We start from the raw sequence: 14,904 nt of genomic DNA on the forward strand, positions 1-14,904 counted from the left end.
ATAATGTTCGTTTATGCTTCGTTGGCAAGGCTATTTAAAAAAACCTATCGCCCCGCATCAAAGCCGCTCAATGCTTTCAGCACCCTTGATGCCGCGAAACCCTCGACCCAGCAAATACTGCTCGCGGGACCGATCGCGTGAAGCCGCCGGCTTGCGCATCTGGACCTTGTCAAACACCTGGCGAACCGACTTATGGAACGCGTCGAAACCATCGCCCTGGAAAACCTTGACCAGAAAATCACCACCTGGACGCAATACACGACCCGCCAAATCAAGCGACAGCTCGCAAAGAAACATAGCGCGAGGCATGTCAACAGCAGCCAGTCCACTCATATTGGGGGCCATATCGGAAATCACAAGGTCTACTTGTGTATTACCGACAGCCTCGAGGATTTGTGCCAGCACAGCGTCTTCGGTGAAATCGCCCTGAATGAAGGTCACATCAGGGATGCTGTCCATCTCAAGAATGTCGGAGGCGATCAAACGACCCTGACCACCAATCAGACGACTGGTGACCTGCGACCACCCTCCTGGCGCAGCGCCAAGGTCGATAACGGTCATGCCGGGACGGATCAAGCGGTCCTTTTCCTGAATCTCCAGCAGCTTGTAGCTGGCACGCGAACGATACCCGTCTTTTTGCGCCATTTTGACGTAAGGGTCATCGAAGTGTTCTTTCAACCAGTTATGGCTTGTTTTGGAACGGGCCACAGGGCACCTCAAAAATAAACGAGTCGTGATTAACTGGGCGGTGCCGGACTCGCTCGGGTAAACTGGCCGCCGCTTTTTACAAGATCAGACGCAGGGGTCAGATTATGCCGCTCACTCAGGAGCAGAAGAAACAGTACAAATCCATTGGCCATCATCTGAAAGCAGTATTGATCGTGGCTGACAAAGGTTTGACTGAAGGTGTGTTAGCCGAACTTGAACGCGCATTGGGCGATCACGAGCTGATTAAAATCAAGCTCAACATCCTCGAACGCGAAAGCCGCCTGGAGGCCGTTGCAGAGTTGTGCAAGGCCGGCAAAGCGGATTTGGTGCAAGTCATCGGTAAAATGGCGTTGATTTATCGCAAGAACGCCAAGGTAAACAAGCTGTTGTCCAACGTCCACCGTTCACACGTATAACAAAGTGGTCAGGGGTGCGCATCGCGCACCCTGCCATTTCCACCCGGCACAGGCTGAATAACCAGCAGTAGCCCGGACAACGCCAGCATCAGGTAACTCAACAACCGCCAGCGCACCGCATCCGGCAGCCATTGGTGCAGCAAGCAATAGCTCGCTGAAGCCAGCATCGCAATCAACAGCAATTGCCCGCGCACATCAAGCCAAAGACTCGACAGTCGCTCGGCCTGTATCAGCACTGCTGCCTGCAAAACTACGCAGAACGCTGCAAATCCCACCAGCAACGCCCCCGAAAGATTGGCAACCTCATCGATCAGCAACGGCGCAAGCCGTGTTTGCTCAAGCACCGTCAACATCGCCAGGTGCAGCAATACCAAGCCACCTACCCAAAGCGTCTGGGCAACCTGCCAGATAATTGCGCCCGCACGAAACGGGCGACGCTGATTAGATATGGCGGACTTCGACAATCTCGTACTCGATCACGCCACTTGGCGTTCTGACTGTCACCACCTCCCCCTCTTCCTTGGCAATCAAGGCACGAGCGATGGGTGAGCCGACCGAAAGCTTGCCCTGTTTGATATCAGCTTCGTCTTCACCAACGATCTGATACTTCACGCGCTCATCGGTTTCGACGTTAGCGATCTCGACAGTCGTGCCGAAGATCACTTTGCCGGTGTGCACAATCGTCGTGACGTCGATGACCACTGCGTTCTGCAGTCGGCCTTCGATATCACGAACCCGCGCTTCCACCATGCCCTGCTGCTCGCGAGCTGCGTGGTATTCGGCGTTTTCCTTAAGGTCACCCAGCTCACGTGCCGTGCCGATATCCTGGCTGAGCTTGGGGCGAATCACCTTCGTCAGGTGGGTCAGTTCTTCTTCCAGGGCGCGAGCGCCCCGAACGGTCATAGGATATTTAGTCATACCTTCAATCCTGCATGTAGATCCTGCAAGCGCCGCACGGTCTTCTCTGGACCGAACTTCAGTGCTTCACAGATGGCTTCACCCGCAGCGATGGTAGTCGTGCAGTAGATTTTGTGCTGCAAGGCATTACGACGAATGGAGTAGGAGTCAGCGATCGACTGACGGCCTTCCGTTGTGTTGATGATAAGCGTGACTTCGTCATTCTTAATCATGTCGACAACGTGCGGACGACCTTCTGTCACCTTGTTAACCCGGCGCACTTTCAGACCCGCAGCCTCAATCAACTTGGCAGTACCTGCCGTCGCGACGATTTCAAAGCCCAAGTTGATCAGGTCTCGCGCAACACCCGCTACCAGCGGCTTGTCGTCATCACGAACGCTGATGAATGCAGTACCACCGGTCGGGAGCAGCTCGCTGGCACCCATTTGAGCCTTGGCGAAGGCTTCACCGAACGTATCACCAACACCCATGACTTCGCCGGTGGACTTCATTTCTGGGCCGAGAATCGGATCAACACCCGGGAACTTGGCAAACGGGAATACCGCTTCTTTGACGCTGTAGAAGTTTGGAATGATTTCTTTGGTGAACCCTATTTCCTTCAGGGTTTTACCGGCCATGACGCGCGCAGCGATCATTGCCAGGGAAACACCGATGCACTTGGACACGAACGGCACGGTACGCGAAGCACGCGGGTTGACTTCAATAACGTAGATGTCATCGCCTTGCAGCGCCAACTGCACGTTCATCAAGCCAATGACGCCCAGCTCCAGAGCCATTTTCTTGACCTGCTCGCGCATCTCGTCCTGGATATGTGCAGGCAGCGAGTACGGTGGCAGCGAGCATGCGGAGTCACCAGAGTGAACGCCCGCCTGCTCGATGTGCTGCATGATCGCGCCGATTACCACATCAGTGCCGTCACAGACCGCATCGACATCCATCTCGATGGCACAGTTGAGGAAGTGGTCCAGCAGCACCGGGCTGTCGTTGGACACTTTCACCGCATCACGCAAGTAGCGCTTGAGTTCTTCTTCTTCGTAAACGATTTCCATCGCCCGACCGCCCAATACGTAGGACGGACGCACCACCAGCGGGTAACCAATCTTGCCCGCAGCGCGAATGGCTTCGTCTTCGCTGCGCACAGTGGCGTTAGGCGGCTGACGCAAATTCAGGCGCTCGACCATTTGCTGGAAGCGCTCACGGTCTTCGGCACGGTCGATTGAATCAGGGCTGGTACCAATGATCGGCACGCCAGCTTCCTCAAGGGCACGCGCCAGTTTCAGCGGCGTTTGGCCGCCGTACTGAACGATCACGCCTTTAGGCTTCTCGACCCGACAGATTTCCAGCACGTCTTCCAGGGTTACTGGCTCAAAGTACAGGCGATCCGAGGTATCGAAATCGGTGGATACGGTTTCCGGGTTGCAGTTGACCATGATGGTCTCGTACCCGTCTTCGCGCAGGGCCAGTGCCGCATGCACGCAGCAGTAGTCAAACTCGATGCCTTGGCCGATGCGATTCGGACCGCCGCCCAGAATCATGATCTTGTCGCGAGTCGACGGATTGGCCTCGCACTCTTCCTCGTAGGTCGAGTACAGATAAGCGGTATCCGTGGCGAACTCGGCCGCGCAGGTGTCAACGCGCTTGTAGACCGGGAAGATCTCAAGCTTGTGACGATGGCGACGCAGATTTTTCTCGGTGACACCCAGCAGTTTGGCCAGACGCCCATCAGAGAAGCCTTTGCGCTTGAGACGGAACATCAGGTCACGGTCGATGGTCGCCAGACCCAGCGTCTTGATCTTCTCTTCTTCCTTGACCAGATCTTCGATCTGCACCAGGAACCAAGGGTCGATCATGTTCATGCTGAAAATTTCTTCAACCGTCATGCCCGCACGGAAGGCGTCTGCCACGTACCAGATACGCTCAGCGCCCGGCACAGTCAGCTCACGCTTGAGCACGGCCATGCTTTCCGGGTTGCTCAGGTCAAGCTTGGGGTCCAGACCGCAGACACCCACTTCCAGGCCGCGCAGGGCTTTCTGCAGGGATTCCTGGAAGGTACGGCCGATGGCCATGACCTCACCGACCGACTTCATCTGAGTGGTCAGGCGTGCATCGGCCTTGGGGAATTTTTCAAAGGCGAAGCGTGGCAGTTTGGTGACCACGTAATCGATCGAAGGCTCGAACGACGCAGGGGTCTTGCCGCCAGTGATTTCGTTCTGCAGCTCGTCAAGGGTGTAACCGATCGCCAACTTGGCCGCGACCCGTGCAATCGGGAAGCCAGTCGCCTTCGAGGCCAACGCCGAAGAGCGGGAAACACGAGGGTTCATCTCGATCACGACCATACGGCCAGTGTCCGGGCAGATACCGAACTGCACGTTCGAGCCGCCGGTCTCCACGCCGATCTCACGCAGCACCGCCAGCGAGGCGTTACGCATGATCTGGTATTCCTTGTCGGTCAGCGTCTGCGCTGGCGCAACAGTGATCGAGTCGCCAGTGTGGACACCCATCGGGTCAAAGTTTTCAATGGAGCAGACGATGATGCAGTTGTCCTTTTTGTCGCGGACCACCTCCATCTCGTACTCTTTCCAACCGATCAGCGATTCGTCGATCAGCAGCTCTTTGGTCGGCGACAGGTCCAGACCACGGTTGCAGATTTCTTCGAACTCTTCGCGGTTGTAAGCAATACCGCCACCTGTGCCGCCCATGGTGAAGGACGGACGGATGATGCACGGGAAGCCCAGTTTTTCCAGGACGACGTACGCTTCGTCCATGGTGTGGGCGATACCCGAGCGCGGGCAATCCAGGCCAATCGACTTCATTGCCTTGTCGAAGCGCGAGCGGTCTTCAGCCTTGTCGATGGTGTCGGCATTGGCGCCGATCATTTCGACGCCGAACTTTTCCAGAATGCCTTCGCGTTCCAGGTCCAGCGCGCAGTTCAGCGCAGTCTGACCGCCCATGGTCGGCAGCAGTGCGTCCGGGCGTTCCTTCTCGATGATCTTGGCAACAGTCTGCCATTTGATCGGCTCGATGTAGGTCGCATCGGCCATTGACGGGTCGGTCATGATGGTGGCTGGGTTGGAGTTCACCAGGATGACGCGGTAACCCTCCTCGCGCAGGGCTTTGCAGGCCTGGGCGCCGGAGTAGTCGAATTCACAGGCCTGGCCAATCACGATGGGGCCGGCGCCGAGAATCAGGATGCTTTTTATATCTGTACGTTTTGGCATGGGTTGTCACTCAAATCCGTAGGTCAGTCGGCAAGCCGTCTTGAATATTTCTCTGAGGGGGTTGGGCGGACTGCCTGGACAGTTTGTCGTCCGGCCCCTGCTCAACCCCCTGCTCGCTACATTCTCAAGGCAACTGGTCAGCGTCGCTTGGCCATGGCTTCGATAAAGCGATCGAACAGTGGCGCCACATCGGTGGGGCCTGGGCTCGCTTCAGGGTGGCCCTGGAAGCTGAACGCGTTTTTGTCGGTACGTTCAAGGCCCTGCAAGGTGCCGTCGAACAGCGACTTGTGGGTCGCCCGCATATTGCTCGGCAGTGTGGTCTCGTCCACCGCAAAACCGTGGTTTTGACTGGTGATCATCACGACACCGGTGTCCAGATCCTGAACCGGGTGGTTGGCACCGTGGTGGCCGTGACCCATTTTCATGGTCTTGGCGCCCGAAGCAAGTGCCAGCAATTGGTGACCGAGGCAGATACCGAAGATCGGAATCTCGGTTTCCAGCACGTCCTGAATCGCCTTGATCGCGTAGTCGCATGGCTCTGGATCGCCAGGGCCGTTGGACAGGAACACACCGTCCGGTTTGAGCGCCAGCGCCTCGCTGGCAGGCGTTTGCGCCGGGACTACCGTTACACGGCAACCGCGATCTACCAGCATGCGCAGGATGTTCAGCTTGATGCCGTAGTCGTAGGCTACAACATGGTATTTCAGGTCGGCGACGGCAATGTCCAGGTGACTGTCAGTCGCCAGGTTCCAGACACCGGAGCGCCACTCGTAGCGTTCCGTGGCGCTGACGACTTTCGCCAGATCCATGCCCTTGAGGCCAGGGAAGCCGCGCGCAGCAGCAATCGCCGCTTCTTCTGAAATGTTGTCACCGGCCATGATGCAGCCGTTTTGAGCGCCTTTCTCACGCAGAATGCGGGTCAGGCGGCGGGTGTCGATTCCTGCGATTGCAACGACATTGTTGGCTTTCAAGTAGTCCGACAGCGACATCTTGTTGCGCCAGTTGCTCGCTACCAGCGGCAAGTCGCGGATGACCAACCCTGCCGACCACACGCGATTGGACTCGGCGTCTTCTGGCGTAGTACCGGTATTACCGATATGCGGGTAAGTCAGGGTGACGATCTGTTGGGCATAGGAAGGATCGGTAAGGATTTCCTGATAGCCGGTCATTGCGGTGTTAAACACCACCTCACCAACGGTTTGACCGTCGGCTCCAATGGCTTCGCCGCGAAAAATGCTGCCATCAGCAAGGGCGAGTATGGCTGGCTTAGTCAAGAAGACCTCCCGTAAATAAAGCCTGAAAGGGCGTTCGCAGGTTGCAAAAAAGCGGAATGACGTAGAACGTCACCCCGCTTTCTCTTCGAATTATCTGCGCGCTTTTAGTGGACACACTAAAGCTGTAGCTTACAGAAAAAGCCTTTTTTGGTCTACCGCCAATGAGCCTTAAAGACAGGGGAATGCGACAGAATGTCGCCCAGAGGCTCAAAACAGAGTCAAAGCCCAGTCATTATTGAGCTTCAACCCTGCTTAAGCGGTCAACGCAAGTCGAGCACGTCCTGCATATCGTACAAGTCCGGAGCCCGACCCTCGAGCCATAACGCCGCCCGAACAGCACCCTTGGCAAAGGTCATGCGGCTGGAGGCCTTGTGCGTGATTTCAACTCGCTCGCCATCTGCAGCGAACAACACCGTGTGATCGCCCACGATATCGCCAGCGCGAATCGTCGCAAAACCAATGCTTTGACGATCACGTGCGCCAGTCTGCCCCTCACGGCCATAGACCGCCACCTTTTCAAGGTCACGACCCAGCGCCTGAGCAACCACTTCACCCATACGCAACGCAGTGCCCGAAGGTGCATCCACCTTGTGTCGATGGTGGGCTTCGATAATTTCGATATCGACATCATCGCCCAACACGCGAGCGGCGGTATCTAGCAATTTCAGGCAAAGATTGACGCCCACACTGAAGTTGGCAGCAAACACGATCGGGATGTCTTTACCCGCTTGCGCCAGGCGCTGCTTCTCTTCCGCACTGAAGCCCGTGGTACCGATGACCATGGCCTTGCCTGCCTTGCGACAAAAAGCCAGGTTCTTCATCGTCACCGATGGGTGAGTGAAGTCGATCAGTACGTCGAACTCGTCAACCACTTTGGCCAGATCGCCCGACAGCGGCACACCAATACGCCCCAACGCCGCGAGCTCACCCGCATCAGCACCGACCAACGAGCTGTCCGGACGGTCGACTGCGGCGGTCAAACCCGCACCCTGCGTTTGCTGGATCGCCTCGATCAGGGTTTTGCCCATGCGCCCAGCGGCGCCCACTACTGCAATACGTCGCATGCCTTGCTCCTGACTATAAAGCGCTTACAAATCGCCGAAGAAGCGTTTCACACCTTCAAACCAGCCACTGGCCTTGGGCGAGTGCGAACTGTCACCTTCAAGCGAAGCACGGAACTCTTCGAGCAATTCACGCTGACGACGCCCCAGATTAACCGGGGTTTCAACAGCAACGCGGCACATCAAGTCGCCTGCGCCACCACCGCGCACCGGCGCCACGCCCTTGCCACGCAGACGGAATTGCTTACCGGTCTGAGTGCCTTCAGGGATTTTCAGTTTGACCCGACCATCCAGGGTTGGCACTTCCAACTCACCACCGAGCGCAGCGTCAGCAAAGCTGATCGGCACTTCGCAGTACAGGTGCTTGCCATCGCGCTGGAAAATCGCGTGCTCGCGAACGTTGATCACCACATACAGATCACCGGTCGGCCCGCCTTGCGCGCCCGCCTCACCTTCGCCGGAAAGACGAATACGATCACCGGTATCAACGCCAGGCGGTACTTTCACCGACAGGGTCTTGAACTCTTCGACCCGGCCTTCGCCACGGCACGAATCGCACGGATCGGAAATGATCTTGCCTTGGCCATGGCAGCGCGGGCAGGTTTGCTGCACCGAGAAGAAACCTTGCTGCATGCGCACTTGACCAATGCCGCCGCACGTCGGGCAGGTGACAGGCGCCGAGCCTTTCTTCGCACCAGACCCATCGCAGGGCTTGCAATTGACCAGCGTCGGCACACGGATACTGACGGTCGTGCCGCGCACAGCCTCTTCGAGATTCAGCTCCAGGGTGTAACGCAAGTCGCTGCCGCGCTGGGCACCACCGCGAGCACCGCCACGACCGCCACCGAAGAAATCACTGAACACATCGCCGAAAATATCGGAGAAGTTCGAGCCGCCGAAACCTGCACCGCCGCCGCCCATGCTTGGGTCAACGCCGGCATGACCGTACTGATCGTAGGCCGCACGCTTGCTGGCATCGGAAAGCACTTCATAGGCCTCATTGGCCTCTTTGAACATGTCTTCGGACGATTTGTCGTCGGGGTTGCGGTCCGGGTGATGCTTCATCGCAAGTCGGCGATAAGCCTTCTTCAGATCCGCTTCACTGGAGTCACGCTCCACACCCAATATCACGTAATAGTCACGCTTAGCCATAAGTCTTCTGCACTCTTGAGGACGTCCGACAAAACCCTCCTGGGTCTTGCCAAACTCGTTGAGCCCAATACAGGCCCGGACCCAACTCACGTCGATTCAACGATTCCGGTCTTGGTTCTACGGCCAGTTCACTGACCGAAGGCTTTTCACCTTAGAAGCAACAGCAAAACAAGCCAAATGCAGGAGCATGTCGACTTTGCCGCATGGCTCGCGGGCCGAAGCCCCCAAGCTTGAAAATTCGTCTATTCCAGACACGCCAACGCGGGAGCAAGCTCCCGCGCGGCGACATCCTACCAGCCACCGCTTGAATGCAGTCAACCGGCTTGCAAGTGAGCCTGCGCTTACTTGTGCTTGTGGTCTTTTACTTCTTCAAACTCTGCATCAACAACGTCGTCAGCCTTTTGGGCCTCTTCAGCAGGCTTGCCAGCCGCTTCCGGCTTTTCAGCTTCAGCGTACATTTTCTGAGCGATTGGCGCGGAAACCTTGGACAGTTCCTCGACCTTGGCATCGATGACCGCTTTGTCGTCGCCTTTGATGGCCGCTTCCAGAGCCGTCAGCGCAGCTTCAACGGCAGTTTTTTCTTCCGCAGTCACTTTTTCGCCAGCATCGCTGATCATTTTGCGTGTCGAGTGAACCAGTGCATCACCCTGGTTACGGGCAGAGGCCAGCTCTTCGAACTTGCGATCTTCTTCAGCGTTGACTTCAGCATCACGCACCATCTGCTGAATTTCTTCTTCAGACAGACCGGAGTTGGCCTTGATCACGATCGACTGCTTCTTGCCAGTCGCCTTGTCTTGGGCACCTACGTGGAGAATGCCGTTGGCATCGATGTCGAAGGTCACTTCGATTTGTGGCACACCGCGTGGAGCAGGTGGAATCTCGGCCAGGTCGAACTTGCCCAGCGACTTGTTCTGAGTCGCTTGCTTACGCTCGCCTTGCAGCACGTGAATGGTTACAGCGCCCTGGTTGTCATCGGCAGTCGAGAACACTTGCGATTTCTTGGTAGGAATCGTGGTGTTTTTCTCGATCAGCGCAGTCATCACGCCACCCATGGTTTCGATACCCAGGGTCAGCGGACTAACATCAAGCAGCAACACGTCTTTCACGTCGCCAGCCAATACCGCGCCCTGGATAGCAGCACCCATGGCAACAGCTTCGTCCGGGTTCACGTCTTTACGCGCTTCTTTACCGAAGAACTCAGTAACCAGCTTCTGTACCAGCGGCATACGAGTCTGACCGCCGACCAGAATCACGTCGTCGATTTTGCCAACGTCGATACCCGAATCCTTGAGCGCAATGCGGCAAGGTTCGATGGTGCGTTGAACCAGGTCTTCAACCAACGATTCCAGCTTGGCGCGAGAGATCTTCACGTTCAAGTGTTTAGGGCCGGTTGCGTCTGCAGTGATGTACGGCAGGTTGACATCAGTCTGCAGGCTGGAGGACAGCTCGATCTTAGCTTTTTCAGAAGCTTCTTTCAGGCGCTGCATCGCCAGCGGGTCACCCTTAAGGTTCATGCCGCTTTCTTTCTTGAATTCGTCAACGAGGTAGTCGATCAGACGGATATCGAAGTCTTCACCACCCAGGAACGTATCGCCGTTGGTAGCCAGTACTTCGAACTGGTGCTCGCCATCGACCTCAGCGATTTCGATAACCGAAACGTCGAACGTACCGCCGCCCAAGTCGTAGACGATGACGGTGTGATCGCCCTTCGCTTTGTCCATACCGTAAGCCAGAGCGGCTGCGGTTGGTTCGTTAATGATGCGCTTGACGTCCAGACCCGCGATGCGACCGGCATCTTTGGTGGCTTGACGCTGGCTATCGTTGAAATAGGCTGGAACGGTGATCACCGCTTCAGTCACTGTTTCGCCAAGATAGTCTTCAGCGGTCTTCTTCATTTTCTTCAGGATTTCAGCCGAAATCTGAGGAGGAGACATTTTCTGACCGTTGACTTCAACCCATGCATCGCCGTTATCAGCCTTGACGATCTTGTAAGGGACCATCTGGATGTCTTTCTGCACGACTTCTTCATCGAAGCGACGACCGATCAAACGCTTTACCGCATACAGGGTGTTGTGCGGATTGGTCACTGCCTGACGCTTGGCCGATTGGCCAACCAGAATTTCGCCGTCGTTGGCGTACGCGATGATCGAAGGCGTGGTACGAGTACCTTCGGCGTTTTCAATAACTTTTACTTTGCCGTTTTCGAGAATGGAGACGCAGGAGTTGGTGGTCCCCAGGTCGATACCGATGATTCTACCCATGTTAACTTTCTCCGGAAATTTTAAATTTGGATGCCGCAATTGCGTTTACACATTGCGGTAGCACTTAAACGCATGACTTCTAAATGGGGGCCTGATGGCTGATTTCAAGCCTGCTCATCAATCGATGGCCTAACAGGCGAAACAGCCTTGCTAACCACCACCATCGCCGGGCGCAACAGGCGACCGTGGAGCTGATAACCCTTCTGGAACACCTTGAGCACGCTGTTCGGCTCAACCTCGGCGCTCTCTTGCATGGCCATCGCCTGATGGTGCTCGGCGTTGAAGGGTTCGCCGTGCGGATCAATCGCTTCCAACTGATAACGCTTGAGGGTGTCCTGGAACATTTTCAGTGTCAGCTCAATCCCTTCGCGCATCGGGCGGATACTTTCGTCGTCCGGGTTGGACAACTCCAGGCCGCGTTCAAGGCTGTCGATGATCGGCAACAGATCGCCCGCGAATTTTTCCAGAGCGAATTTGTGAGCTTTTTCTACGTCCTGCTCGGCACGGCGGCGGACATTCTGCAGATCCGCAGCAACTCGCAGGGACTGATCCTGCGCGGCAGCCAATTGCTCTTCAAGCACTTGCACACGCGCTATCACGTCATCAACCGAAGCCGCACCAGCGGCCTGATCCTGAGTCTGCGTATCCAGGTTCTGTTCGTCAGCCATAGATTTCTCCTTTCAATAACGTCCGCGAGCTCAACTCGCGCTTCTGTCCCGCTATATGGGGTCTTAATTTTCAGCTTCAAGGGCAGACAGGAGCACAACAGCACCTCGCCCTAACAATAATCGACCTCGCATTTAGCCCAATGCGCACGGGAACAAATCACGCAGCGGACTAAAAAAGGCGATCATTCAACCAAATCGAGCTAAAGCCGGGCATTGTCAGCAGAAAGCAAAACACTGTATAAATAACCAGACAAATTGCTTGGGAGCCGCCTCTATGCTGGTGCACCTGTCCGTACATAACTACGCCATCGTTGAACATCTCGATCTCGAGCTGGACCGAGGCATGAGCGTGATCACTGGCGAAACCGGTGCCGGCAAATCGATCATGCTTGACGCTCTCGGCCTGACGCTAGGTGATCGCGCCGACAGCGGCGTGGTGCGCCCCGGTGCGGACAAGGCCGATATTCTTGCCACGTTCGACCTGTCCGACATCCCTGAAGCCCGTGCCTGGCTCGAAGAGCGTGACCTGGACAATGACGGGCCGTGCATTCTACGCCGGGTCATTACCGCAGAGGGCCGCTCGCGCTCCTATATCAATGGCTCGCCCTGCCCCCAAGGTGACTTGAAAGCGCTTGGCGAGTTTCTGATCGACATCCACAGCCAGCATGAACATCAGTCACTCCTCAAGACGGACACCCATCGCCGCTTGCTTGACGAGTACGCGGGCGCCACCGACCTCGCCCGTCAGGTGCAGCTGGCGGCACAACGCTGGCGCCAGACACGACAAGAGCTGGAGCGGCTCGCCAACTCGGGCGATGAGCAGCGCTCGCGCCATCAGTTGCTCAGCTATCAGCTCGAAGAACTGGAAAGCCTCAGCCTCGGCGAAAACGAACTGGACCAGCTGGAGCAAGAACACAAAACCCTGACCAACGCCGAAAGCCTGCTGAGCATCTGCCGTCAGGTCGTCGAGCAATGCAGCGAGAACGACTCGGGCAATGTCCTGAACGCACTGACGGCCAGTCTCAATCGCTTGTCCGGCGTACACAGTTCACCCACCGCCATGAGCGAAGCCGCCAGCCTGCTGTCCAGCGCGCAGATTCAAGTTGAAGAGGCGGTCGGCGAACTGAATCGTTTTCTGGATCACTTCGATGCCGACCCCGCACGTCTGCAGCAACTTGAAGAGCGCCTCGATGCAATCTACACGCTGGCCCGCAAACACCGGATTCAGCCTACCGAAGTCGCCGCGCTCCAGCAAAAGCTGCTGGATGAAATCGAGACGTTGAATGCCAATGATGAATCCATCGAACGCCTTCAGAACGAATTGTCTTCCTATGCTCGACATTATCAGGACAAAGCTCGCGAGCTGAGTGACCTGCGTCAACGCTCAGCCTCTGGCCTGGCTAGTGCAGTGGAACAGGAAATTCAACGACTGGGCATGCCCGGTGGGCGGTTCAGCATCGAATTGCGGCCCAACACGAGTAAAGAACTGCTGCCCAACGGTCTGGAGCAGGTGGAATTACTGGTGAGCGCTAACCCTGGGCAACCGCTCAAGGCGCTGGCCAAGGTCGCTTCCGGGGGTGAGCTGTCGCGGATCAGCCTAGCGATTCAGGTTATCACTGCGCAAACCTCACGCGTGCCAACGCTGGTGTTCGACGAAGTCGATGTCGGCATTGGCGGACCAACGGCAGAAATTGTCGGTCAGCTGCTGCGACGTTTAGGCGAGCGTGGACAAGTCATGACCGTCACACATTTGCCGCAGGTCGCCGCGCAAGGCCATCAGCATCTGTTCGTACACAAAGTACGTGACAGCGATGTCACTCGCACCGCCGTGTCCAAGCTCAGCAAGACCGAACGCGTCGAGGAGGTAGCACGCATGCTTGGCGGCATTGACCTTACCAAGGAGTCATTGGCCCATGCGAAAAAAATGGTTCTCACGGCCAAAGCCTGATCACCCAATCAAAAACTGTAGAACGGGGGGGACGCCTGGTTCTTGCCCGCGATAGCGGTATACCTGACGGCCGAGCTTGCTGCCGCCCCCTTCACAAAAATCAGACAGCAGAACGCACGAAGGCGACCCTAAGGTCGCCTTCGACATGACTGTCGGAAGGTTTACACCCTCTTCTTGCGCACGTAGAGCACCAAGTTGTGGTCCACCAACTCGTAACCGTGCTTCTCGACAATCGCCTTCTGAAGCTTCTCGATTTCTTCTTCGAAGAACTCGATCACTTCACCGGACTCCACGTTGACCATATGGTCGTGGTGACCGCCGTCGGCCAGCTCGAATACTGCATGACCGCCGTCGAAATTGTGGCGAACCACCAGCCCGGCAGCTTCAAACTGAGTCAGCACACGGTACACCGTGGCCAGGCCCACATCTTCGCTGGCTTCCATAAGTGCTTTGTAAACATCCTCCGCACTCATGTGACGCCGCTCGGCAGAATCGAGCATCTGTAGAATTTTGACCCGTGGCAGGGTCACTTTTAGTCCGACTTTACGTAGTTCGCTATTTTCAACCATGGTCAGCTTTCTCGCGGATGCTGCTTCGCAGCTTCTCTTAATGCGGGTATGATCGGGGTTTACGTTGTCCCAGCCAAGATAGTGGAAGTCGCCCACCGATGCAAAACACCAAGCACCTGCTAACCAGTTTCACCTTTGTGGGACTGCTCGCACTCGCCGGTTGTTCATTCCCCGGGGTTTACAAAATCGACATCCAGCAGGGCAATGTCGTCACGCAGGATATGATAAACCAGTTACGCCCCGGAATGACCCGTCGGCAAGTACGGTTTATCATGGGTAATCCCCTGCTGACCGATACGTTTCATGCCGATCGCTGGGATTACCTGTATAGCCTGCAACCTGGGGGTGGTGAACGCCAACAAGAACGCATGACCATTGTCTTCAATGGCAATGATCAACTCGTCAGCCTTTCCGGTGATTTCAGGCCCGGCGTGAGTCGTGACGAGGCCATTCTCGGCAAGGACAGCGGTACTTCCGTTGCGCCTGCTCAGGGTGAACAGCCCAAAGCCGAAGAGCCTCCTAAACCGGGCTCGTTGCTCCAGCAGATTCAAAATGACGTGGACAAGAGCAAGTCTGCTCCTGTGCCAACCCAGGTACCTCTGGAAACGTCACCGCAATAGGTTGAAAGCAGCAGTCAGCACCCTCAAAAAAGCCCGGCAATCCGGGCTTTTTTGCGTCTCTTGATTCAAGAATAGATCAGCTGATTCCAGA

The 14,904-nt window shown here is 56.3% G+C and carries 13 protein-coding genes; 3 read left to right on the top strand and 10 right to left on the bottom strand.

Annotation, left to right across the window (positions count from 1 at the left end):
• Positions 1 to 57: 57 nt before the first annotated feature.
• On the bottom strand, positions 58 to 708 hold the full coding sequence (rlmE, locus tag AC1ME2_RS09215; RefSeq protein WP_480440597.1) for a 23S rRNA (uridine(2552)-2'-O)-methyltransferase RlmE: 651 nt from the start codon (positions 706 to 708) through the stop codon (positions 58 to 60).
• Positions 709 to 812: 104 nt separating this feature from the next.
• Here rlmE and AC1ME2_RS09220 point away from each other — a divergent pair, with 104 nt between their 5' ends.
• The gene (locus tag AC1ME2_RS09220; RefSeq protein WP_480440598.1) at positions 813 to 1,124 is read left to right on the top strand and encodes a YhbY family RNA-binding protein; all 312 of its coding nucleotides are present in this window, start codon (positions 813 to 815) and stop codon (positions 1,122 to 1,124) included.
• Positions 1,125 to 1,132: 8 nt separating this feature from the next.
• On the opposite strand, the gene AC1ME2_RS09225 is transcribed toward AC1ME2_RS09220, so the two are convergent.
• From AC1ME2_RS09225 to grpE, 8 genes are all read right to left on the bottom strand, one after another.
• Positions 1,133 to 1,537 carry an MFS transporter gene (locus AC1ME2_RS09225; RefSeq protein WP_480442063.1) on the bottom strand — a complete coding sequence of 135 codons (405 nt, stop codon included), beginning with the start codon at positions 1,535 to 1,537 and terminating at the stop codon, positions 1,133 to 1,135.
• Between the two features lie 28 nt (positions 1,538 to 1,565).
• Positions 1,566 to 2,042, bottom strand: coding sequence for a transcription elongation factor GreA (greA, locus tag AC1ME2_RS09230; RefSeq protein ID WP_480440599.1), 477 nt, complete (start codon positions 2,040 to 2,042; stop codon positions 1,566 to 1,568).
• Entirely contained in the window at positions 2,039 to 5,260 is a 3,222-nt protein-coding gene (carB, locus tag AC1ME2_RS09235) for a carbamoyl-phosphate synthase large subunit (protein WP_480440600.1), read from the bottom strand. The genes greA and carB overlap by 4 nt, the downstream gene beginning before the upstream one ends.
• 137 nt (positions 5,261 to 5,397) lie before the next feature.
• A complete protein-coding gene (carA, locus tag AC1ME2_RS09240) occupies positions 5,398 to 6,534 on the bottom strand; it encodes a glutamine-hydrolyzing carbamoyl-phosphate synthase small subunit (RefSeq protein WP_480440601.1) in 1,137 nt (378 codons plus the stop codon).
• A gap of 260 nt (positions 6,535 to 6,794) precedes the next feature.
• The gene (gene dapB / locus AC1ME2_RS09245) at positions 6,795 to 7,598 is read right to left on the bottom strand and encodes a 4-hydroxy-tetrahydrodipicolinate reductase (RefSeq protein ID WP_480440603.1); all 804 of its coding nucleotides are present in this window, start codon (positions 7,596 to 7,598) and stop codon (positions 6,795 to 6,797) included.
• A gap of 24 nt (positions 7,599 to 7,622) precedes the next feature.
• Positions 7,623 to 8,747 (bottom strand): molecular chaperone DnaJ, encoded by a 1,125-nt coding sequence (dnaJ, locus tag AC1ME2_RS09250; RefSeq protein ID WP_480440605.1) that lies wholly within the window; start codon positions 8,745 to 8,747, stop codon positions 7,623 to 7,625.
• Positions 8,748 to 9,088: 341 nt separating this feature from the next.
• Complete coding sequence (gene dnaK / locus AC1ME2_RS09255) at positions 9,089 to 11,008, bottom strand: molecular chaperone DnaK (protein WP_480440606.1); 1,920 nt, start codon at positions 11,006 to 11,008, stop codon at positions 9,089 to 9,091.
• A 104-nt stretch (positions 11,009 to 11,112) separates the two neighbouring features.
• Entirely contained in the window at positions 11,113 to 11,676 is a 564-nt protein-coding gene (gene grpE / locus AC1ME2_RS09260) for a nucleotide exchange factor GrpE (RefSeq protein ID WP_480440608.1), read from the bottom strand.
• Positions 11,677 to 11,950: 274 nt separating this feature from the next.
• Between grpE and recN the strand changes: the two genes are divergently transcribed.
• The gene (gene recN / locus AC1ME2_RS09265; RefSeq protein WP_480440609.1) at positions 11,951 to 13,624 is read left to right on the top strand and encodes a DNA repair protein RecN; all 1,674 of its coding nucleotides are present in this window, start codon (positions 11,951 to 11,953) and stop codon (positions 13,622 to 13,624) included.
• 161 nt (positions 13,625 to 13,785) lie between these two features.
• On the opposite strand, the gene fur is transcribed toward recN, so the two are convergent.
• Positions 13,786 to 14,193: a ferric iron uptake transcriptional regulator gene (gene fur, locus AC1ME2_RS09270; RefSeq protein WP_480440611.1), complete on the bottom strand. Its 408-nt coding sequence runs from the start codon at positions 14,191 to 14,193 to the stop codon at positions 13,786 to 13,788.
• Positions 14,194 to 14,291: 98 nt separating this feature from the next.
• On the opposite strand from fur, the gene AC1ME2_RS09275 reads away from it, so the two are divergent.
• The gene (locus AC1ME2_RS09275) at positions 14,292 to 14,813 is read left to right on the top strand and encodes an outer membrane protein assembly factor BamE (RefSeq protein WP_480440612.1); all 522 of its coding nucleotides are present in this window, start codon (positions 14,292 to 14,294) and stop codon (positions 14,811 to 14,813) included.
• Positions 14,814 to 14,904 lie beyond the last annotated feature (91 nt).

The organism is Pseudomonas sp. ASL9, from assembly GCF_056680335.1.